The sequence below is a fragment of the Micromonospora sp. NPDC049497 genome (assembly GCF_044465805.1).
GTDB lineage: Bacteria > Actinomycetota > Actinomycetes > Mycobacteriales > Micromonosporaceae > Micromonospora.
On sequence record NZ_JBITMC010000014.1, the window covers coordinates 48,696 to 68,224 of the forward strand.

Here is a 19,529-nt window from a genome sequence, read left to right on the forward strand (position 1 = left end):
CCTACGCTCCGATCTCGTCGCCGGCGACCGGGCGGCCCATCGGGGCCTCGGTCACCTCGTCCAACTCGTCCAACAGGTGCCCCATCCGGTCCCGCTTCGTCCGCAGGTAGCGCACGTTCTCCGGGTGCGGCCGGACGGGCAGCCCCTCCCGGCCGGTGATGGTCAGGCCGTACCCCTCCAGCCCGGCCCGCTTCGCCGGGTTGTTGGTGAGCAGCCGCATCGTGCGTACGCCGAGGTCGTAGAGGATCTGGGCGCCGGTGCCGTAGTCCCGCGCGTCGGCCGGCAGGCCCAGGTCGAGGTTGGCGTCCACGGTGTCCCGGCCGAGGTCCTGGAGCTGGTACGCCTGGAGCTTGTGCAGAAGGCCGATGCCCCGCCCCTCGTGACCACGCACGTAGAGCACCACGCCCCGGCCCTCCCGGGCGACCCGTTCCAGGGCGGCGTTCAGCTGCGGGCCGCAGTCGCAGCGCACCGAGCCGAACACGTCCCCGGTGAGGCACTCGGAGTGCACCCGGACCAGGACGTCGCGCCCGTCGCCGATGTCGCCCATGACCAGTGCCACGTGCTCGGCCGAGTCGTGCTCGCTGCGGTAGCCCAGCGCCCGGAACACCCCGTGCCGCGTGGGCATCCGGGCGTCCGCGACCAGCTCGACCTGCTTCTCGGTCCGCCGCCGGTACGCGACCAGGTCGGCGATCGTGACCAGGGTCAGTGCATGCTCGGCGCAGAACTTCTCCAGGTCCGGCAGCCGCATCATGGTGCCGTCGTCGTTGACCAGCTCACAGAGCACGCCGGCGGGGCGCAGCCCGGCCAGCCGGGTCAGGTCGACGGCGGCCTCGGTGTGGCCGGGCCGGCGCAGGACACCACCCTCGCGGGCCCGCAGCGGCACGACGTGGCCGGGGCGGGCCAGGTCGGCCGGGCCGGTCCCGGCGTCGGCGAGCAGCCGGATGGTGTGCGCGCGGTCGGCGGCGGAGATGCCGGTGGTGACGCCCTCGCGGGCGTCCACCGTGACCGTGTACGCGGTGCCGCGCTTGTCCTGGTTGGTGTGGTGCATCGGCGGCAGGTCCAACCGGTCGCACTCGCTCTCGGTGAGCGGTACGCAGACGTAGCCGGACGTGTACCGCACCATGAAGGCGAGCAGCTCCGGCGTCGCCAGTTCGGCGGCGAAGATCAGGTCGCCCTCGTTCTCCCGGTCCTCGTCGTCGACCACGACGACCGGTCGTCCGGCGGCGATGTCCGCCACCGCCTGCTCGATACTCGCGAACCTGGTCATGCGACGGCCTCCGAATAGGTCGACGGGATCGGTGCGGGTGCCGGTCGGGCGGCCCGCGAGGTGCGCCACCAGGCGGCGAGGCCGGCGACGCAGAGCGCGCCGTAGAACAGGTACATCGCCGCCGACGGGTAGAAGCCGCCCCGCAGCAGCAGCGGTACGCCGACCGCGTCCACGGCTATCCAGATCAGCCAGAAGTCCACCCAGCCGCGCGCCATGCCGTACGTGGCGAGGAGGCTTCCGGTGAGGATCCACGCGTCCGGCAGCGGCCCCCACGAGCCGAGGGCGGCCAGCACCGGGTACGCGGCGGCGGTGCCGACGACCGCGGCGAGCAGCAGGCCCGCCCGCTCCCGGGCGGTGGCCCAGCGCGGCGTGACGGCGGCGCCGTCGGCGTCCAGCCCCAGACGGCGGGTACGCGACCAGCGCCACCAGCCGTAGAGGCTGACGGCGAAGAAGAAGACCTGACGGCCGGCCTGCCCGTAGAGGTCGTGCGCCTGCGGGGTGGCGAAGACGCCGCCGAGGAAGACGGTGAGCAGCAGCGCGTTGCCGATCATGCCGACCGGCCAGGCCCAGACCACCCGACGCAGGCCGAGCAGCGCCGAGGCCAGCCCGAAACCGTTGCCGACGATCTCCCGGACCAGCACCGGCGAACCGGCGATCTCCACCTGCGCGTGCAGCAACCAGCCGAGGGGACCCATCAGGCCACCTGCCCCGTACCGCCGGCGCCGAGCAGCCGCTCGACGTACTTGGCGAGGACGTCGACCTCCAGGTTCACCGGGTCACCGACCTGTCGGGCGCCGAGGGTGGTCAGCTTCAGGGTGGTCGGGATCAGCCCGACGGCGAACCAGTCCGGGCCGACCTCGGCGACGGTCAGCGACACGCCGTCGACGGTGACCGAGCCCTTCTCCACCACGTACCGGGCCAGGGCGGCGGGCAGCCGGAAACGCACCGTCTCCCACTGCGCGGCCGGCTCCCGGGCGGTCACCTCGCCGACGCCGTCCACGTGCCCCTGCACGATGTGCCCGCCCAGCCGGCTGCCGAGGGCGGCGGCGCGCTCCAGGTTGACCGGGTCCCCCGGGCGCAGCGCGCCCAGGGCCGAGCGGCGCAGCGTCTCACCCATCACGTCGGCGGTGAAGACGCCGTCGGCGGCGTCGACCACCGTCAGGCAGACCCCGTTGACCGCGATGGAGTCGCCGTGCCGGGCGTCCGAGGTGACCAGCGGGCCACGGACCGCGACCAGCGCCGAGTCCCCCGCCGTCGGAGTGATCCGGACGACCTCGCCCAACTCCTCGACGATGCCGGTGAACATGTCAGGCCTCCCTCTTCCGGGGCAGCGCGGTGATCCGCAGGTCGGGGCCGACCTGCGTAACGTCGACGAAGTCCACGTCGATGGCCTCGGCGATGGTCGTCACACCCGCGTCGACCAGCGCGGTGGGACCGGCGCCGAGCAGGCGCGGCGCGACGTAGGCGACGATCTTGTCGACCAGGCCGGCGGCGAGGAACGCCCCGGCCAGCTTCGGGCCGCCCTCCAGCAGCACTGCGCGGATCCCGCGCCCGTGCAGCGCGGCGAGCAGCGCCGGCAGGTCGACCCGGCCGTCCGGGCCGGCACCGACCTCCGCGGCGGTGGCGATCCACGTCCGGGCGGCGCCGTCGCGGACCCGGGCGTCGGCGGGCGTACGACCGGCCGAGTCCACCACCACCCGCAGCGGCTGCCGGATGGCCAGCGAGCCGTCGCGCAGGTTCCGGGCGGTGAGCCGGGGGTCGTCGGCGAGCACCGTCCCCACCCCGGCGACGACCGCGTCGACGGTGCCGCGCAACGCGTGCACGTCCATCCGGGCCGCCTCGGAGGTGATCCACATGCTGGTGCCGTCGGCCGCCGCGGATCGGCCGTCGAGCGTCGCGGCGTACTTCCAGATGACGTACGGCCAGCCCCGGCGCATCGAGGTGAGCCACGCGACGTTGCCGGTCTCCGCCTCCGCCCGGCGTACGCCCAGGTCGACCTGGACCCCGGAGGCGCGCAACGTGGCGGCGCCCCCGGCCGCGACCGGGTTGGGGTCGGGCACGGCGATGACGACGCGGGCCACCCCGGCCTGGACCAGCGCGAGGCTGCAGGGGCCGGTGCGGCCCGTGTGGTCGCAGGGCTCCAGGGTGACCACGGCGGTGCCGCCGCGGGCCCGCTCGCCGGCCTGGGCGAGCGCGACGATCTCGGCGTGCGGCCCGCCGGCGTAGGCGTGGAAGCCCTCCCCGACGACCTGGCCGTCGGCGTCGAGCAGCACGCAGCCCACCACCGGGTTGGGGCTGGTCGTGCCGAGGCCGCGCGCGGCCAGTTCGACCGCACGGCGCATCGCCTCGTCCACGGAGACCCCGGCCATGCCCTGCCCTCTCACTCGGTCGGCGCGCGGGCGGCGACGGGAGCGGCGGCATGGGGCCGCGGGCGTGCGGCGGCGGAGGGCACGGGTACGGCAGAGCCGACCCGGGGGGCGGTCACGGCACGCCGAACCTCGGCGGCCGGGCACGCCCGTCCGTCCCGCGCGCTGTCTCCCATCCGGACTGTCTGGGAGCGGGCATGCCCGCACCCAACCGTCGGCCCCGGATTCTCACCAGGTCCACCGGGCGGCACGAGGCCGACCGGGTCGCGGGCTTACCACGGTCGGACCGTGGATCACCGCCGGTTCGGAATTTCACCGAGTCCCGCCAGCGCGTGGTGGGTACCCCGAAAGTCTTACACGCCCGACGGGGCGTGTCTCCCCACAGGCGAGCTACTTCACATGGCGGTGGTGCGGGTCACCCACGCTGCGGCGACGGTCCACCGCCACGTACGACCCGGGCTGGCTCTTGGCCACCGTCTTCATCTCCGAGGCGAGGTTCATGGCCTGGAGCGGGTTGGTGAGGCGTTTGCCGGCGTCGGAGACGGACACACCGATCGAGAGGGTGACCAGGTGGGCGCGGTGCAGGTTGCCCCGCCGGTCCTTCACCTCGACGTAACCCCGAGCCGCGTCGGACGGGTCGTAGAGGGCGTCAGCGGCCTTCTCGAAGTCGGCCGAGACCCTCGCGGTGAGCGGCAGCACCTGCGCCGGCGTGCAGACGAAGACGAAGTCGTCGCCGCCGACGTGGCCGAGGAAGGCAGGCGGGAGGCCGACCGAGATCACCGCCCGGTGCAGGCTGCGCGCCAGCGCGGTGATGAAGTCGTCGCCGCGGGAGAAGCCGTACACGTCGTTGACGCTCTTGAAGCGGTCGATGTCGATGTAGCCGACCGCGTAGTCCGACCCGCCACGGATCCGGTCGGCGATCTCCCGCCGGATGCGGCTGTTGCCCGGCAGGCCGGTCAGTGGGGAGACCTCACGGAACTCCTTGTTGCGGCGGAGCGTGGAACTGACCCGGGCCACCAGCTCGGCGGTGTCGAACGGTTTGACCAGGTAGTCGTCCGCACCGGCGCTGAGCCCGTGCACCTTGTCGACGGTCAGGCCCTTGGCGGTCAGCATGATCACCGGCAGGGCCGCGGTCATCGGGTCGGCCCGCAGCCGGCGGGTCAGCTCCAGACCGTCGATGCGGGGCATCATGAGGTCGACCACCGCCAGGTCCGGGCGTTGCCGCTCGATGACCTCCAGCGCCTCCTGGCCGTCGCCGGCGTGGACCACGTCGAACCCGTGCAACCGCAGGTTGAACTCCACGAAGCGGGCGATGTCCTCGTCGTCGTCGACGACGAGGATCAGGTCCCTGCGGTCGTCGGCCGGGTCCACGTCAGGCCCCGGCCACCGCGCGTTCGGCGAGGGAGCGGAGGCGGCGGACCGCTTCCGCCGGATCATCCGCGCCGTAGACGGCGGTGCCCGCCACGAACGCGTCCGCGCCGGCCTCGGCGGCCTGCTCGATGGTGTCGGCGGCGATCCCGCCGTCGACCTCGATGCGCAGCTCCAGGTGGCCGGCGTCGACGTGCCGGCGGGCCGCGCGGACCTTGTCGAGCAGGTGCGGCAGGAACCGCTGCCCGCCGAAGCCCGCCTTGATCGTCATGATCAGCAGCGTGTCGAAGCTCGGCAGCAGCTCCAGGTACGGCTCGATCGGCGTGTCCCGGTCGATCGCCAGCCCCGCCTTCGCACCCGCCGAACGGAGGTCCTTGGCCAGGGCCACCGGATCGTCGCAGGCCTCCGCGTGGAAGGTGACGTTGTACGCCCCCGCGTCGGCGTACCCGGGCGCCCAGCGCCGCGGGTCGGTGATCATCAGGTGCACGTCGAAGGGCAGCTCGGTGGCGGCCCGGAGGCTCTGCACCACGGGCAGCCCGATGGTCAGGTTCGGCACGAAGTGGTTGTCCATGACGTCGACGTGCAACCAGTCCGCGGCGTTCTCGACGGCACGGACCTCTCGGGCGAGGTGGGCGAAATCGGCGGCCAGGATGCTCGGCGCGACGATCGGCGGCGGTACGGTCACCGGGCCAGTGTACGAACGCGGCCACCCGCCGCCAGCGGCGCGGCACCAACCGGGACGCCCTGTGACCCAGCGGTGACCAGTGGTGCAGAATAGGCCGTTCCGGCCCGGCCAAACCGGACGAACAGCCATCGGTGACTGGCCGGACGACGGAAACGCGGCAACACTCCATCGGGGACGGTGACGTGGGTCGTACGACGTCGGCGGGCACCCCCGCCCGGCGACAGGTCGACCGGCCGTCAGCTCCCGGAAAGGGCGGATGATGCGACGGTTGCTGGGGCGTGTCCCCGAGGTGCTGACGGCGCTGGCGCTGGCGGGCGCGGGCGCGGCCCTGCTGGCCGGCTGCGTACGACCGGGCGGCTCGGACGGCGACCTCGTCGACGACTGGCCCGTGCTGTCGGCGCCACTGCCGTTCACACCGGCCTCCGGGGTCTGCATGCCCCGGATCACGTCCGTCGTGCAGGCGGCCACGTACGAGACGGTGGACTGCGCCCGCAACCACCTCGCCGAGGCGGTGCACGTCGGCACCTTCACCGGCGCCGCGGCCCGCCAGCGCGAGCGGCCGGAGCCCGGCTCCCCCGCGCTGCGTACCGCTCGCGCCGAGTGCGACCAGCGGGCGCGGGAGGTGCTCGGCGGCGACTGGCACTCCGCCCGGCTCACCCTGAACATCGCCCTGCCGACGGTCCCCGCCTGGCGGGGCGGCTCGCGCTGGTTCCGGTGCGACCTCAGCGAGACCGACAGCATCGACAACACACGGCCGATCAACCGCACCGGCAGCCTGCGGGGCGCGATGATCGGCGACTCGGGCCTGGTGCACGGCTGCTTCGACCCGAAGCTCATCGGTGACAACCTCAACTACATGGCCCCGGTGCTGTGCACCGAGCCGCACCGCGCCGAGTTCGTCGGCGTCTACGTCGAGCGCGACATGAGCTGGGACGAGTTCGTCAAGGCCGACCAGCAGGCGCACAAGCGGTGCATGGCGCTGATCGCCGCGTTCGCCGCCGTGCCCAACAACAGCGACCTGCCGTACCGGGCGGGGTCCATCTTCTACCCGCCGTCGCAGCGGGAGTGGGAGGAGGGCGACCGGGGCGTGCGCTGTTTCCTGTGGAGCGACGACCGCAAGCTGACCCGGTCCATGCGGGGCGCCGGCCCGCAGGGACTACCCGCCATCTGAGCACGGTGCCGTATGCTCCCGCACCGTGGCGCGCACCGGTCGACGGGCCGGCGCCGACCACCGGACGACGGGAGGTCGACGGCGATGCGACGGTGGCTCATCGGGGTCGCGCTCGGCGCCGTGGCGGCGGTGACGCTGACCGGCTGCGGTACGCCGCCGGCCGGCATCGACGGTGACCTGACCGACGACTGGACCACGATCGCCGCCCCCGCGGCATTCACCCCCGAGCCGGGCACCTGCCACTCCCACGTCCAGGAGGTCGGCTACCTCAGCTCGTACGGGCCGGTGGGCTGCGATCGTCCGCACCGCGTGGAGACCCTGCACGTCGGCACCCTCACCGGCGCCGCCGCGACGGGCGCCCAGCCGCCCGCCCCCGGGTCCGCCGGTACCCGCGCCGCGCACGCCACCTGCCACAAGGAGACGACGAAGGCGCTGGGCGCGGACTGGCGTACCGGCCGGGTCGGCGTCTCCGTGGTGTACCCCTCGCCCGCGGCCTGGACCGGGGGGTCCCGCTGGTTCCGCTGCGACGCCACCGAGGTGCGCGGTGTGGACGACCCGAGCGTGGTGCTGCGCACGGGCAGCCTGAAGGGCGCGCTGACCGGCGCCGCGCCGCTGCGTCACGGGTGCTTCGACCCGGTCATGAAGGGCGACGACGTCACCGAGATGAAGGCGGTCGCCTGCACGAGGAAGCACCGGGCCGAGTTCGTCGGCGTCTGGGTCGCCCCGGACACCAGCTACGCGGAGTTCGACAAGGCCGAACGCAAGGCACACGAGGCGTGCCTGGCCCTCGTCGCGTCGTACGCGAAGGTGCCGCGCGGCGACGTCGAGTTCCGCGCCGGGTCGATCTACTTCCAGCCGTACGAGCAGGACTGGCGCAACGGTGACCGAGGCGTGCAGTGCTTCCTCTGGGCCGACGACCGCACCCTGACCCGCTCGGTCAAGAACGCCGGCACCAAAGCCCTCCCCCGCACCTGACCCACCCCACCCACCCACCCACCCTGCGCCCCCGCCCCCCCGCTCCCCGCTCCCCGCGATCTTGCACTTTGTGCCGGGGCATAAGGGACAGGACACCCCATAGCGGGGGCCGAAAGTGCAAGATCGCGGGGGGCGGGGGGCGGGGAGCGGGGAGCGGGGAGCGAGGGGCGGGGGGCGGGGGCGGGGGCGGGGTGAGCGGGGTGGTCAGGTGCGGCGGAGGACCGCCAGGAACATGGCGTCGGTGCCGTGCCGGTGCGGCCAGAGCTGCACCGTCGGCCCGTCACCGAGGCCGGGCATTCCGGCGGGCAGCAGGGGCCGGGCGTCGACGAAGTCGACCGGCACGCCCGAGCGGCGGGCCGACTCGGTCACCGTCACGTGCGTCTCCACGGTGTGCGGGGAGCAGGTCACGTACGCCACCAGGCCGCCGGGGCGGACCGCCCGCAGCGCCGCGGCCAGCAGTTCCCGCTGCAACCGGGTCAGCGGCGGCAGATCCGACGGCTGGCGTCGCCAGCGCGACTCCGGTCGTCGGCGCAGCGAGCCCAGCCCGGTGCACGGCGCGTCGACCAGCACCCGGTCGAAATGCTCCTCGGGCAGCTCCGGGTCGGCGCCGACCGTCCGGCCGTCGACGTTGAGCACCGTGACCGGCAGGTCCCGGGTGGCCTGGGAGACCAGTCGGGCCCGGTGCTCGGACACCTCCACCGCCGTGAGCCGCGCCCCGCGCTGCGCCGCCAGGGCGCCGAGCAGGCCGGACTTTCCGCCCGGGCCGGCGCACAGGTCCAGCCAGCGGCCGTCCGGCCCGTCCAGCGGGGCCACCGCGAGAGCGTTGGCCACCAGCTGGGAACCCTCGTCCTGCACGTGCGCGCGCCCCTGGGCCAACGCCGGCAGGTCGCCGGGAGCGCCGCCGCCGAGATAGACCGCGTACGGGGAGAACGCGCCGGGTGCGCCGCCGACCTCGTCGGCCAACTCCACCGGGTCGGCGAGGCCGGGCCGGGCGCACAGGTGCACCGGTGGACGCTCGTTGTCCTCGATGAGCAGCCGGGCGGTCTCCGCCAGGTCGCCGCCGAGCGCCTCGGCGAAGGCCCGCACGATCCACTGCGGATGGCTGTACGCGAGGGCCAGGTGCCCGACCGGGTCGGTCTCCATCGGCGGGGCCAGCTTCGCCACCCACGCGTCGGAGTCCCGGCCGGCCACCTCGCGCATCACGGCGTTGGCGAACCCGGTCGCGCCCGGGCCCACCGACTTCACCAGGTCCACCGTGGACGACACCGCGGCGTGCGCCGGCACCCGGGTGTGCAGCAGCTGGTACGCCCCGATCCGCAGCGCGTCCCGGACCGGCGGGTCGATGCGCTGCACGTCCCGGCCGGCGGCGTCGGACAGGATCGCGTCCAGCGTGCCGAGGTGCCGCAGCGTGCCGTAGGTCAGCTCGGTGGCGAACGCGGCGTCCCGGCCGTAGAGTCCGGCGTCCCGCAGGATCGCCGGGAGCACCAGGTTGGCGTACGCGTCGTCCCGGTGCACGGCCGCGATCGCCTCGTACGCGACGTGGCGGGGCAGGTCCACGGCGGGCCGCACCGGCCGCCGGGCGCCGTCACGCCGGTCCGCGCCGCGCGGGCCGCCGCGCGCGCCGCCCGAGGGACGTCCGCGATCCGACGCGGCCTCGCCGCGCCCACCGGAACCGGAGAAGCCACGCCCACCCGAGCCGGAGAAGCCACGCCCACCCGAGCCGGAGGAACCGCGCCCGCCCTCGGCGGAGTGGCGCTCCTCCCGGTCCTGCGACGGCCCGGTCACGCGAGGTCCTCGCCAGCGGTGACCCGGGCGCCGCGCGCCCAGTCGGTCGCCGGCATGGCCCGCTTGCCGGCCGCGCGCACCTCGCCGAGGCGCACGGGGGTGGTGGCCGTGCCGACCAGCACCCGGGCCTTCTCCACCAGCAGCTCACCGGGCTTCAGCTCCGGGCCGTCCGGCACCGGGTCGACGGGGCCCAGCTTGACCCGCTCCCCCCGGAACGTCGTCCACGGGCCGGGCGCGGGGGTGCAGGCGCGGACCCGGCGGTCCACCGCGAAGGCCGGGTCGGTCCATCGGACCCGGGCGTCCTCGACGGTCAGCTTCGGCGCCAGGGACACACCGTCGGCGGGCTGCGGCTCGGCGCGGGCGGTGCCGGCCTCGATCGCGTCGAGGACGGCGACCAGCAGGCCGGCACCGGACTCGGCCAGCCGGTCCAGCAGGTCACCGGAGGTGTCGCCGGGGCGGATCTCGTCTGTCAGGGTGCCGAAGACCGGGCCGGTGTCCAGCCCCTCCTCCAGCTGGAAGACACTGGCGCCGGTCACCTCGTCGCCGTGCAGCACCGCGTGCTGCACCGGGGCGGCACCGCGCCAGGCCGGCAGCAGCGAGAAGTGCAAATTGATCCACCCGTGTCGGGGGATCTCCAGCGCGGCGGGCGGCACCAGGGCGCCGTACGCGACCACCGGCACGCAGTCCGGTGCCAGCTCCCGCAGGCGGGCCAGGAACTCCGGCTCCCGGGGCCGGGCCGGGGTGAGCACCTCGACCCCGTGCTCGTCGGCCCACGCACCGACCGGGGAGCGGGACAGGCCACGGCCACGGCCGGCCGGGGCGTCGGGGCGGGTCACCACGGCCAGCAGCTCGTGCCCGGAGGCGGCGACGGCGGCCAGGGCGGGGACGGCGACGGCCGGGGTGCCGGCGAAGATCACGCGCACCGCTTCACCGACCCAGACCGAAGGGACTGCTGGAGGCGTGCGGGTTGAGCTTGACCGTCGGCGGGGCGGCCGGGTCGTACCAGTCCGCCTGGCGGATCGCCTTCATCGCCTCCTTGCGGCCGGCCGGGTCGAGCCGGTCGACGAAGAGCACGCCGTCGAGGTGGTCCGTCTCGTGCTGCACGCAGCGCGCCATCAGGCCGGTGCCGACGATCTGCAGCGGGTCGCCGTAGCCGTTGTAGCCCTTGGCGATCACGTTCTGGCGGCGCTTGGTGTCGAAGTAGAGCCCGGGGATGGACAGGCACCCCTCGGGGCCGTCCTGCTCCTCGGAGTCGGGAAACTCCAGCACCGGGTTGACCAGGTGGCCGAGCACGTCGTCGACGTCGAAGGCGAACACGCGCAGGCCCACTCCGAGCTGCGGCGCCGCGAGACCGGCCCCGTTCTGCTCGCGCATCGTGTCGGTGAGGTCGGCGATGAGCCGGCGCAGCTCGGCGTCGAAGTCGACCACCGGATCGGCCGGCGTGCGCAGCACCGGATCCCCGAACAGACGGATGGGCTGGACGGTCACTCGGGGTGGCTCCTTCGTGGGCGGGACGAGCTGGGCCGTACCAGTCTACGGAGTGTGCCGGGCCGCTCCGGCCGGCGTACCACGATGGGGGGCCGCCGCCTCCGCGTCGATGGTCACCGGGAGGGTGTCGTAGCCGCGCAGAGTGAGACGGGTCCGGTGCCGGGGCGTGCCGGCCAGCGCCAGGCCGGGCAGCCGGCGCAGCAGCAGCGGGAAGGCGACCTGGGCCTCCAGCCGGGCCAGGCCGGCGCCGAGGCAGTAGTGCGGGCCGGCACCGAACGACAGCGGGTGGACCTGCGGTCGCCACGGGTCGAAACGCTCCGGCTCGGGGTAGCGCCGGGCGTCCCGGTTGGCCGCGCCCAGCAGCAGCAGCGCCCAGCTCCCGGCGGGCACGTCGACGTCGCCGTACCGGGTGGCGACGCCGCTGACCCGGGTCGTCAGCTGCACCGGGGAGTCGAAGCGGAGCAGTTCGTCGACGTACGCCGGGGCGAGGTCCGGCCGGTCGCGCAGCGTGGCGGCCTCGCGGGGGTGGTCGAGCAGCACGACGAGGCCGTTGCCGAGCAGGTTGGTGGTGGTCTCGAAGCCGGCGACCAGCAGCACCACCAGGTTGGCCAGCAGCTCGTCGCCGGAGAGCCGGTCCCCGTCGGTGTCGTGCACCTGCACCAGGGCGGTGGTCAGGTCGTCGGCGGGTGCCCGGCGGCGGGCGGCGATCAGCTCGCCGAAGTAGTCACGCAGCTCGGTGGCACCCCGGTCGGCGACGGCCAGCTCCTCGGCGGTGATCTCCGGCTCCAGCACACCGGTGAGGTCGCCGGCCCAGCGCCGGAACAGCGGCCGGTCCTCCGCCGGGACGCCGAGCAGCGCACAGATCACTCCCACCGGCAGCGGATACGCGAACTCGGACATGAAGTCGACCGGCTCGCCGGCGGCGGCGCGCGCGACCATCGCGTCGACGAGGTCGCCGGCCTGCGCCTCCACCACGTCCCGCATCGCCCCGATCCGGCGCGGGGTGAACGCCCCGGAGGCCAGCCGACGCATCCGGCTGTGGTCGGGCGGGTTGGTGCGCAGCATCGACCGGGAGATCGACGCCACCGCCGGGCTCTCCCGCCAACCGGGCAGGAACTGGTCGCGCAGCGCGTCGTCGAGCACCCCGAACCCCGGGTCCCGGAGGATCGCGTCGGCCTCGGCGTGGCCGGTGACCACGTAGAAGACCGGCCCGGCCTGCACCACCGGCCCGTACGCGCGCAGCCGCTCGTACGTCGGATAGGGGTCGACCCGTCCCTCGGGCGACATGAGCAGCGTCAGTGCCTCGGCGGCGTCCATGAGCGGCCTCCCGCGTCGATCGGGTCGGGAGGCTCCATCATGCGCGCCGACCGCACGCCGTGCGACCCCGCGCGGCGAGAGCGTGCGCGGGTCGGACCGGCGCCCCGGAGGGTGGACCGGGCTGGCCGGAGGGCGGTGCGGACGGACGGCTCAGACGCCGGCGCCCGGCTCCCCGGCCAGAACCGCGTCGCCGGCGGCGAGCAGGGCGTGCTCGGGCAGCGGCAGCGTGATGGAGTGGGCGGCCTCCCAGTCGTGGATGAGGCCGGGGCGGACCTGGGCGGCGAAGTAGTCCACCGCGCTCATCCCGCCGACCACCGGCTCATCCACCTCGGCGACCAGCAGGGCGGGCACCAGGTGGAACCCGCTCTGGAGCGCGGCGCTGAGCCGGCGGTGGCCGTCCACCACGAAGAAGTACTCACCGGTGTAGCCGATCTTCAACGGCTTCAGCGCCTCGTCGCCGGCGGTGGCCACCTCGCCGACGAAGCCGGTGTCCCACAGGTCGCGCAGGGCCGAGACGTCCTCGGTCGGGTACACCCGGGCCGGGTCGAGCAGCAGCAGCGGCGGGCTGTCGCGCAGCACGTCCGCGCCGAGCCGACCCTCGTACGCGTCGATGATGTGCGTGATCACCTCGGCGGGGGTGGCGCGGGTGCTGTCGCAGACCAGGTCGTAGTTGCGCAGCCGGGCCTTGTCCACCCCGTACCGGAGGATGAACCGGTTGCGCTCGCTGTCACTGCGCTCCCGGAGCTTGGCCTTCGCCTCCTCCAGCGAGGTGTAGCTCTCGGCCGGCCCGGAGGGGCGCAGCAGCGCCCGTCGGGCCGCCTCGCCCGGCTCGGTGATCATGTGCACCTTGAGCGCGTCGGTGAAGAAGTGCCAGGCCAGGCGGGAGTCCATGACCAGCGACTCGCCGGACGCGGCGATGTCCCGCTGGAGCTGGTCGACGTACCCGTCGACGGCCTGGTCCAGCTCGGCGTGCAGGTTGAGCTGGAGAGCGGTCATCTGCCGCTCCTGCGCCATCTGGCGGTAGAGGTCGCCGACGCTCACGCGGCGCAGGCCCAGCCGCTTGGCGATCTCCATGGAAACGGTGCTCTTGCCGCTGCCGAGGTCGCCGTTGAAGACGATCGATTGACGAACGGTCACGACTGGTCCACCCCTGATCACCGGCTGTTTCGGTCGTACGCCCCGGGCATGACGGGCGATGCTACCACCCGGGGAGGAGCGTCCTCCCGCACACGGGGTGCGACGGTCACGCACCGCGACACCGGCCGCCCGGTTCCGGCCCGCCTGTCCTGCCCTACCCCGGCGGCGGGCCGCCGACACCGCTCAGAACAGGGTGAGCGGGTCCACCTGGAGGCGGACCGGGTCGGCGGCCTTGCGCGCGGTGCGTACCCCGGCGGCCGTGTGCAGCGCCCCGGCCAGCGCGGCGGCCCGCGCACGGGGCACCCGGACGAGCATGCGCTCCCGTTCGCCGTCGGCCGGTACCGGGCCGAGCAACTCCGCCTCCTCGGGCAGGCGGGCCTCGGCGAGCAGGTCGGCGACCGCCGCCGCCGGCCCGGTGACGCTCGCCATCCGCACCGCAGGCGGGAAGCCCAGCTCCCGCCGCTCCGCCAGCTCCCGCGCGGCGAACCAGGCGGCGTCCCAGCGCAGCAGCGCCTGGACGGGCGCGAGGGCCCCGTCGGCGACGACCACCACCCGACCGCCGGCCTCGGCGGGGCGGGCCAGCGCCGCGGCGGCGAGCCACCGGCGCAGCGCCTCCTCCCCCGCCCGCAGGTCGGCGCGGGTGAGCAGCGCCCACGAGTCGAGCAGCAGCACCGCGCCGTAGCCGCCCTCGGTGACCGGTTCCGCGCCGGGCGTGGCGATCACCAGGCCCGCGCCGCCGGGGACGACCGCGAGGACCTCCTCCCGCCCGGAGGTCCGCACGGGCACGCCGGGGAAGGCGCGGCCCAGTTCCTCCGCCGTGCGCCGGGCGCCGGTCACCGAGGCGCGCAGCCGCCGTCCACCGCACTCCGGGCAGGCGTACGCGGCGGCGACGCGCCCGCACCACCGGCACGCCGGAATGCCCTCGGCCGAGGGCAGCGCGAGCGGACCGGAACAGTGCGGGCAGCGGGCCGGGGTGCGGCAGTCGGCGCACGCGACCGAGGGCAGGTAGCCACGGCGGGGCACCTGCACGAGCACCGGCAGGTCGCCGCGCAGCGCGTCCCGGGCGGTGGTCCAGGCCAGGCTGGGCAGGCGGGCGGTGGCCGCGCCCGGGTCCCGGGCCAGCTGCGGGTCGTCGCCGGTGGGGGCGATCGCCGGCATCCGGGACCGCACGGTGGCCCGGTCGGCCACCACCTCCCGGGCCCAGCCGGTCTCCACCAGCAGGTGCGCCTCGGCGGTACGGGCGAACCCGCCGACCAGGGCGGCGGCGTCGCTGAGCTGCGCACGGGTCAGCAACACGTCGCGGGCGTGCGGGTAGGGCGCCCGGGGTTCGGCGTGCAGGTCGTCACCGTCGTCCCAGACGGCCACCAGGCCGAGCCGGTGCACCGGGGCGAACATGGCGGCCCGGGTGCCGATCACCACCGGCACGTCACCCCGGCGGGCGGCCAGGAACGCCCGGTAGCGGCGGGCGGGGCCGAGCGCCGCCGAGAGCGTGACGTGCCGTCCGGGGCCGAGCGCGGCCGTCAGGGCGGCGTCGAGGCGGTCAAGGTCCCGGTTGTCGGCGACCACCACCACCGCGCCCCGGCCACCGGCGACGGTGGCGGCGACGGCCTCGGCGTACCGGGCGGGCCAGTCCTCGCCGGGCAGGGCGGACCAGACGGCGCGGGGAGCCCGGCCGTCGGCGAGCGCGCGCAGCAGGGCCGGCCCGGCCGGGTAGTCCCGCCACGCTCCCGGATCCACCTCGGGCGCGGGCTCGCCCGCCGGGCCGGCCGGCGGCGTGACTCCGCCGTCCGGGCGGGGCTCCTTCTCCACCCGGGCGTGCCGGGGCGGCACGGCGAGGCGGAGCACGTCGGCGAGGCTGCCGGCGTACCGGTCGGCGACCGCGCGGGCCAGGGCCGCGACCTCCGGCGCGAGCACCGGCTCCGGCGAGACGACCTTCTCCAGGTACGCGAGCCGCCCGGTGTGCCCCGAGTCGTCGGCCCGTTCCAGCAGCCACCCGTCCACGAGCTGTCCCGCGAAGCGGACCTTCACCCGGGTGCCCGGCACCGCCTCGGCGTCCAGTTCGGCGGGCACCAGGTAGTCGAACGGCCGGTCCAGGTGGGCCAGGGGCACGTCGACGCAGACACGAGCGACCGGCGACCCGTCCGCGGGTTGCCGGTCGCTGCGCCTGGTGCCGGTCAGGCTCCCGCGGCCGACTTGAGGTCGGCGGCCCGGTCGGTGCTCTCCCACGTCAGGTCTGGCAGCTCCCGGCCGAAGTGCCCGTACGCGGCGGTCTGGGCGTAGATCGGCCGGAGCAGGTTCAGGTCCCGGATGATGGCGGCGGGACGCAGGTCGAACACCTCCGTCACGGCCTTCTCGATGGACGACACCGGCACGGTCTCCGTGCCGAAGGTCTCGATGAACAAACTCACCGGGTGCGCCTTGCCGATCGCGTACGCGACCTGCGCCTCGCACCGCTCCGCCAAGCCGGCGGCGACGACGTTCTTCGCCACCCACCGCATCGCGTACGCGGCCGAACGGTCCACCTTCGACGGGTCCTTGCCCGAGAAGGCGCCACCACCGTGCCGCGCGTACCCGCCGTAGGTGTCGACGATGATCTTCCGGCCGGTCAGGCCGGCGTCACCCATCGGACCACCGATCTCGAAGCGGCCGGTCGGGTTCACCAGCAGCCGGTAGCCCTCGGTGTCCAGGCCCAGGCTCTCCAGCTCCGGGGCGATGACGTGCTCGCGCACGTCCGGCGTGAGCAGCGAGTCCAGGGAGATGTCCGCGGCGTGCTGGCTGGAGACCACGACGGTGTTGAGGCGGACCGGGCGCAGGCCCTCGTACTCGATGGTGACCTGCGTCTTGCCGTCCGGCCGCAGGTACGGGATCGTCCCGTCCTTGCGCACCGCGGACAGCCGGCGGGCCAGCCGGTGGGCCAGGGCGATCGGCAACGGCATCAGCTCGGGAGTCTCCGAGCAGGCGAACCCGAACATCATGCCCTGGTCGCCCGCACCCTGTGCGTCCAACGCGCTCTCCGACGCGCCGGTGCGCAGCTCGAAGGCGTTGTCGACCCCCTGCGCGATGTCCGGCGACTGCGCTCCGATCGAGACGCTGACACCGCAGGACGCCCCGTCGAAGCCCTTCTTCGACGAGTCGTACCCGATGCCGAGGATGGTCTCCCGGACGATGGTGGGGATGTCGGCGTACGCCTTGGTGGTGACCTCGCCGGCGACGTGCACCTGGCCGGTGGTGATGAGGGTTTCCACCGCCACCCGGCTGTGCGGGTCCTGCGCGAGCAGGGCGTCGAGGATGCCGTCGCTGATCTGGTCGGCGATCTTGTCCGGGTGGCCTTCCGTGACCGATTCGGACGTGAAGAGGCGGCGTGTCACGGCACTCCTAGGGTATGGAAAAGTCGTTCCGCGGAAGTGTAGTCACCGCGCTGCGGAGAGCGGGGGCTGGTCGTGTCGAAGTCCAACGGTCAGGAACGACCGGCCAACCGCGTCACGACCAGGTCCCAGACGCCGTCGGCGAGGTCCTCCTTGGACTGCTCGGGCATCCGGCTGACCGAGCCGTCCGCGCCGATGACGGTCGCCGCGTTGGTCTCGGCGCCGAAGACCTTGTCCGGGCCGACCTCGTTGATGACGATGAGGTCCGCCCGCTTGCGGGCGAGCTTGGCCCGGCCGTTGGCCTCCGCGTCGCCGGTCTCGGCGGCGAACACCACCAGCACCTGCTCCGGTCGACGACGCTGGCCCAGCTCGGCGGCGATGTCCGGGTTGGTGACGAGCTCGATGGTGGGCGTGCTGCCGTCGTCCGACTTCTTGATTTTGCCAGGCGCGTAGGTCGCCGGACGGAAATCGGCGGGAGCGGCCGCCATCACCACGACGTCGGCGCGCTCGGCGGCGGCGAGGGTGGCGTCGCGCAGCTCGGCGGTGGTGCCCACGCGCACCAGGTCCACGCCGGCCGGGTCGCGCAGCGCGACGTTGGCGGAGATCAGGGTGACGCGGGCGCCGCGGGCGACGGCGGAGCGGGCGAACGCGTAGCCCTGCTTGCCCGACGAGCGGTTGCCGAGGAAGCGCACCGGGTCCAGCGGCTCCCGGGTGCCGCCGGCGGTGACGACCACGTGCCGGCCGGCGAGGTCCGCGGGAGCGTGGACGCCCCGGGCCAGGGCCCGCCGGGCGACGGCGAAGATCTCCGCCGGGTCGGGCAGCCGGCCCTTGCCCGTGTCGGCCCCGGTGAGCCGGCCCACGGCGGGCTCGACGACGCGGACCCCACGCGACCGCAGGGTCGCGACGTTGGCCGCCGTGGCGGGGTGCTCCCACATCTCGGTGTGCATGGCCGGGGCGAGCACCACGGGACACCGCGCGGTGAGCAGCGTGTTGGTGAGCAGGTCGTCGGCGAGGCCGTGCGCGGCCTTCGCGAGCAGGTCCGCGGTGGTCGGCGCGACCACGACCAGGTCGGCCTGCTGGCCGAGGCGGACGTGCGGCACCTCGTGCACGTCGGCCCAGACGTCGTCGGCGACCGGCTGCCCAGACAGGGCCGCCCAGGTCGGCGCCCCGACGAAGCGGAGCGCCGACGCCGTCGGCACGACCCGGACCTGGTGACCCGACTCGGTGAAGAGCCGCAGCAGCTCGCACGCCTTGTAGGCGGCGATGCCGCCACCGACCCCGAGGACGATCCGGGGGGACATCGGTGCCGGGCGGATTACGGCTGGTCGGTCGGCTCGGCGGTGAGCAGGCCCGCGTTGATCTCGCGCATGGCGATGGAGAGCGGCTTCTCCTGCGGGGTCGTCTCGACCAGCGGACCGACGTACTCCAGCAGGCCCTCACCGAGCTGGCTGTAGTAGGCGTTGACCTGGCGCGCGCGCTTGGCCGCGAAGATGACCAGCGCGTACTTCGACGTCGTCTTCTCGAGGAGCTCGTCGATCGGCGGGTTGGTGATGCCTTCGGGGTTGGCGATGGATCCCACGAATTAACCTCTGCGTCTTTCGCACCGCGCGCGGTGCTGGCGGTCAACCGCGCACGCGCGGTCGCGCCGGAGCCAGAAAGGAAGAACCGAACAAGCCTACCAGCTCGTCGACGACCCGCTCGGTCAGGTCGTGCGCGACGGTGAGTTCCGCGACCGCGTGGAGGGCCGGGTCGGGGGCGGTCCCGGGCAGGTGGAGCAGCACCAGCCGGACGTTCGGCAGCGCCGACCGGACCAGGAGCGCGCCGCGCGGGTCCAGGGGCAGCAGCACCGACCGGCCGGCGTCCAGCCAGGCCCGCAGCGGCTCGTACGGCGTGCCGCGCCGGTGCGGACCGAACCGGCTCCACTCCAGCAGCTCGCCCGCGGCGAGCCGGCGGTCGAACTCCGCCGGGGTCAGGAAAAGCCGGTCGACCCCGTCCACCTCGTGCGGCCGACGGGGCCGGGTGGTGGCCGGGACCGGAACCCACACGGACGGGGAACGCGCCCGGACCGACTCGACGACACTCTCCCTGCCGGAACCCGAAGGTCCGGTGAGGACAGTGAGCCGAGCCGCCGGGCGCGCCCTGTCATCCGTGCTCACTGCTTGTTTCTACACGCTGCCGGCCTCAGTTGGCGGCGAACTCTCCAAGCAGTGCCTTGCGCTGCTGCTCGCCGAGGCCACGCAGGCGACGGCTGTCAGCGATCTTGAGCTTCTCCATGATCTGGGTAGCCCGGATCTTGCCGATGCCCGGCATCGCCTGGAGGACGGCGGACACCTTGAGCTTGCCGACGACATCGTCGGACTCGGCACGCTCGAGGACAGCTCCGAGGGTGGTCTTGCCCTGCTTGAGCTGCTCCTTCAGCTCAGCACGGGCCTTGCGGATCTCCGCGGCCTTCTCCAGCGCGGCTGCGCGCTGCTCAGGGGTCAGTGACGGGAGCGGCACCAGTTCTCCTCAGGTCCCTATCGCGGCGGGCGGGGCGCACCGCCGCACTGTGATACGTGGTGTCGCTGTGAACCAAGGGGTCAATGGTTCCCAGCGCGGGGAAAAC

At 74.3% G+C, this 19,529-nt stretch carries 19 protein-coding genes; 2 read left to right on the top strand and 17 right to left on the bottom strand.

Translation table 11 applies throughout. The annotated features are described in order from the left end of the window. Position 1 precedes the first annotated feature (1 nt). The 6 genes from ACIBR0_RS19710 to rpe form a co-directional block, all read right to left on the bottom strand. Complete coding sequence (locus tag ACIBR0_RS19710) at positions 2 to 1,267, bottom strand: bifunctional 3,4-dihydroxy-2-butanone-4-phosphate synthase/GTP cyclohydrolase II (RefSeq protein WP_396717506.1); 1,266 nt, start codon at positions 1,265 to 1,267, stop codon at positions 2 to 4. Next, positions 1,264 to 1,962, bottom strand: coding sequence for a nicotinamide riboside transporter PnuC (gene pnuC, locus ACIBR0_RS19715; RefSeq protein WP_396717509.1), 699 nt, complete (start codon positions 1,960 to 1,962; stop codon positions 1,264 to 1,266). Before pnuC ends, ACIBR0_RS19710 begins: the two co-directional genes overlap by 4 nt. Beyond that, positions 1,962 to 2,573 carry a riboflavin synthase gene (locus ACIBR0_RS19720; RefSeq protein WP_357041968.1) on the bottom strand — a complete coding sequence of 204 codons (612 nt, stop codon included), beginning with the start codon at positions 2,571 to 2,573 and terminating at the stop codon, positions 1,962 to 1,964. Before ACIBR0_RS19720 ends, pnuC begins: the two co-directional genes overlap by 1 nt. A gap of 1 nt (position 2,574) precedes the next feature. Continuing rightward, positions 2,575 to 3,636 (bottom strand): bifunctional diaminohydroxyphosphoribosylaminopyrimidine deaminase/5-amino-6-(5-phosphoribosylamino)uracil reductase RibD, encoded by a 1,062-nt coding sequence (gene ribD, locus ACIBR0_RS19725; RefSeq protein ID WP_396717511.1) that lies wholly within the window; start codon positions 3,634 to 3,636, stop codon positions 2,575 to 2,577. A gap of 387 nt (positions 3,637 to 4,023) precedes the next feature. Beyond that, the gene (locus tag ACIBR0_RS19730) at positions 4,024 to 5,004 is read right to left on the bottom strand and encodes a response regulator (RefSeq protein ID WP_357039087.1); all 981 of its coding nucleotides are present in this window, start codon (positions 5,002 to 5,004) and stop codon (positions 4,024 to 4,026) included. A 1-nt stretch (position 5,005) separates the two neighbouring features. Continuing rightward, positions 5,006 to 5,686, bottom strand: coding sequence for a ribulose-phosphate 3-epimerase (rpe, locus tag ACIBR0_RS19735; protein WP_357039090.1), 681 nt, complete (start codon positions 5,684 to 5,686; stop codon positions 5,006 to 5,008). A gap of 259 nt (positions 5,687 to 5,945) precedes the next feature. Between rpe and ACIBR0_RS19740 the strand changes: the two genes are divergently transcribed. Together ACIBR0_RS19740 and ACIBR0_RS19745 are read left to right on the top strand one after the other, a co-directional pair. Further along, entirely contained in the window at positions 5,946 to 6,857 is a 912-nt protein-coding gene (locus tag ACIBR0_RS19740) for a septum formation family protein (RefSeq protein WP_396717515.1), read from the top strand. Positions 6,858 to 6,941: 84 nt separating this feature from the next. After that, positions 6,942 to 7,832, top strand: coding sequence for a septum formation family protein (locus ACIBR0_RS19745; RefSeq protein WP_396717517.1), 891 nt, complete (start codon positions 6,942 to 6,944; stop codon positions 7,830 to 7,832). A gap of 204 nt (positions 7,833 to 8,036) precedes the next feature. Here ACIBR0_RS19745 and ACIBR0_RS19750 read toward each other — a convergent pair whose 3' ends face one another. The 11 genes from ACIBR0_RS19750 to mihF form a co-directional block, all read right to left on the bottom strand. After that, complete coding sequence (locus ACIBR0_RS19750; RefSeq protein ID WP_396717518.1) at positions 8,037 to 9,617, bottom strand: RsmB/NOP family class I SAM-dependent RNA methyltransferase; 1,581 nt, start codon at positions 9,615 to 9,617, stop codon at positions 8,037 to 8,039. Further along, on the bottom strand, positions 9,614 to 10,540 hold the full coding sequence (gene fmt, locus ACIBR0_RS19755) for a methionyl-tRNA formyltransferase (RefSeq protein ID WP_396717521.1): 927 nt from the start codon (positions 10,538 to 10,540) through the stop codon (positions 9,614 to 9,616). The genes ACIBR0_RS19750 and fmt overlap by 4 nt, the downstream gene beginning before the upstream one ends. A 4-nt stretch (positions 10,541 to 10,544) precedes the next feature. Further along, positions 10,545 to 11,105, bottom strand: coding sequence for a peptide deformylase (gene def / locus ACIBR0_RS19760; RefSeq protein ID WP_396717524.1), 561 nt, complete (start codon positions 11,103 to 11,105; stop codon positions 10,545 to 10,547). A 45-nt stretch (positions 11,106 to 11,150) separates the two neighbouring features. Continuing rightward, the gene (locus ACIBR0_RS19765; RefSeq protein WP_396717527.1) at positions 11,151 to 12,422 is read right to left on the bottom strand and encodes a cytochrome P450; all 1,272 of its coding nucleotides are present in this window, start codon (positions 12,420 to 12,422) and stop codon (positions 11,151 to 11,153) included. A 150-nt stretch (positions 12,423 to 12,572) separates the two neighbouring features. After that, complete coding sequence (locus ACIBR0_RS19770; protein WP_396717530.1) at positions 12,573 to 13,559, bottom strand: AAA family ATPase; 987 nt, start codon at positions 13,557 to 13,559, stop codon at positions 12,573 to 12,575. A 183-nt stretch (positions 13,560 to 13,742) separates the two neighbouring features. After that, complete coding sequence (locus ACIBR0_RS19775; protein WP_396717532.1) at positions 13,743 to 15,668, bottom strand: primosomal protein N'; 1,926 nt, start codon at positions 15,666 to 15,668, stop codon at positions 13,743 to 13,745. Positions 15,669 to 15,733: 65 nt separating this feature from the next. Beyond that, positions 15,734 to 16,927: a methionine adenosyltransferase gene (gene metK / locus ACIBR0_RS19780; protein WP_357041446.1), complete on the bottom strand. Its 1,194-nt coding sequence runs from the start codon at positions 16,925 to 16,927 to the stop codon at positions 15,734 to 15,736. 89 nt (positions 16,928 to 17,016) lie between these two features. After that, positions 17,017 to 18,225, bottom strand: coding sequence for a bifunctional phosphopantothenoylcysteine decarboxylase/phosphopantothenate--cysteine ligase CoaBC (gene coaBC / locus ACIBR0_RS19785; protein WP_396717535.1), 1,209 nt, complete (start codon positions 18,223 to 18,225; stop codon positions 17,017 to 17,019). Positions 18,226 to 18,239: 14 nt separating this feature from the next. Further along, positions 18,240 to 18,503, bottom strand: coding sequence for a DNA-directed RNA polymerase subunit omega (gene rpoZ, locus ACIBR0_RS19790; RefSeq protein WP_007075826.1), 264 nt, complete (start codon positions 18,501 to 18,503; stop codon positions 18,240 to 18,242). Positions 18,504 to 18,546: 43 nt separating this feature from the next. Then, entirely contained in the window at positions 18,547 to 19,080 is a 534-nt protein-coding gene (locus ACIBR0_RS19795; RefSeq protein WP_396717537.1) for a guanylate kinase, read from the bottom strand. A gap of 25 nt (positions 19,081 to 19,105) precedes the next feature. Continuing rightward, positions 19,106 to 19,423, bottom strand: coding sequence for an integration host factor, actinobacterial type (gene mihF / locus ACIBR0_RS19800; protein ID WP_007458370.1), 318 nt, complete (start codon positions 19,421 to 19,423; stop codon positions 19,106 to 19,108). Positions 19,424 to 19,529: the final 106 nt, after the last annotated feature.

Excerpts from the sequence above, each read along its gene's own strand:
- ACIBR0_RS19710 (WP_396717506.1), bottom strand. The coding sequence starts at position 1,267 with ATGACCAGGTTCGCGAGTATCGAGCAGGCGGTGGCGGACATCGCCGCC.
- pnuC (WP_396717509.1), bottom strand. The coding sequence starts at position 1,962 with ATGGGTCCCCTCGGCTGGTTGCTGCACGCGCAGGTGGAGATCGCCGGT.
- ACIBR0_RS19720 (WP_357041968.1), bottom strand. The coding sequence starts at position 2,573 with ATGTTCACCGGCATCGTCGAGGAGTTGGGCGAGGTCGTCCGGATCACT.
- ribD (WP_396717511.1), bottom strand. The coding sequence starts at position 3,636 with ATGGCCGGGGTCTCCGTGGACGAGGCGATGCGCCGTGCGGTCGAACTG.
- ACIBR0_RS19740 (WP_396717515.1), top strand. The coding sequence starts at position 5,946 with ATGCGACGGTTGCTGGGGCGTGTCCCCGAGGTGCTGACGGCGCTGGCG.
- ACIBR0_RS19745 (WP_396717517.1), top strand. The coding sequence starts at position 6,942 with ATGCGACGGTGGCTCATCGGGGTCGCGCTCGGCGCCGTGGCGGCGGTG.
- ACIBR0_RS19765 (WP_396717527.1), bottom strand. The coding sequence starts at position 12,422 with ATGGACGCCGCCGAGGCACTGACGCTGCTCATGTCGCCCGAGGGACGG.
- coaBC (WP_396717535.1), bottom strand. The coding sequence starts at position 18,225 with ATGTCCCCCCGGATCGTCCTCGGGGTCGGTGGCGGCATCGCCGCCTAC.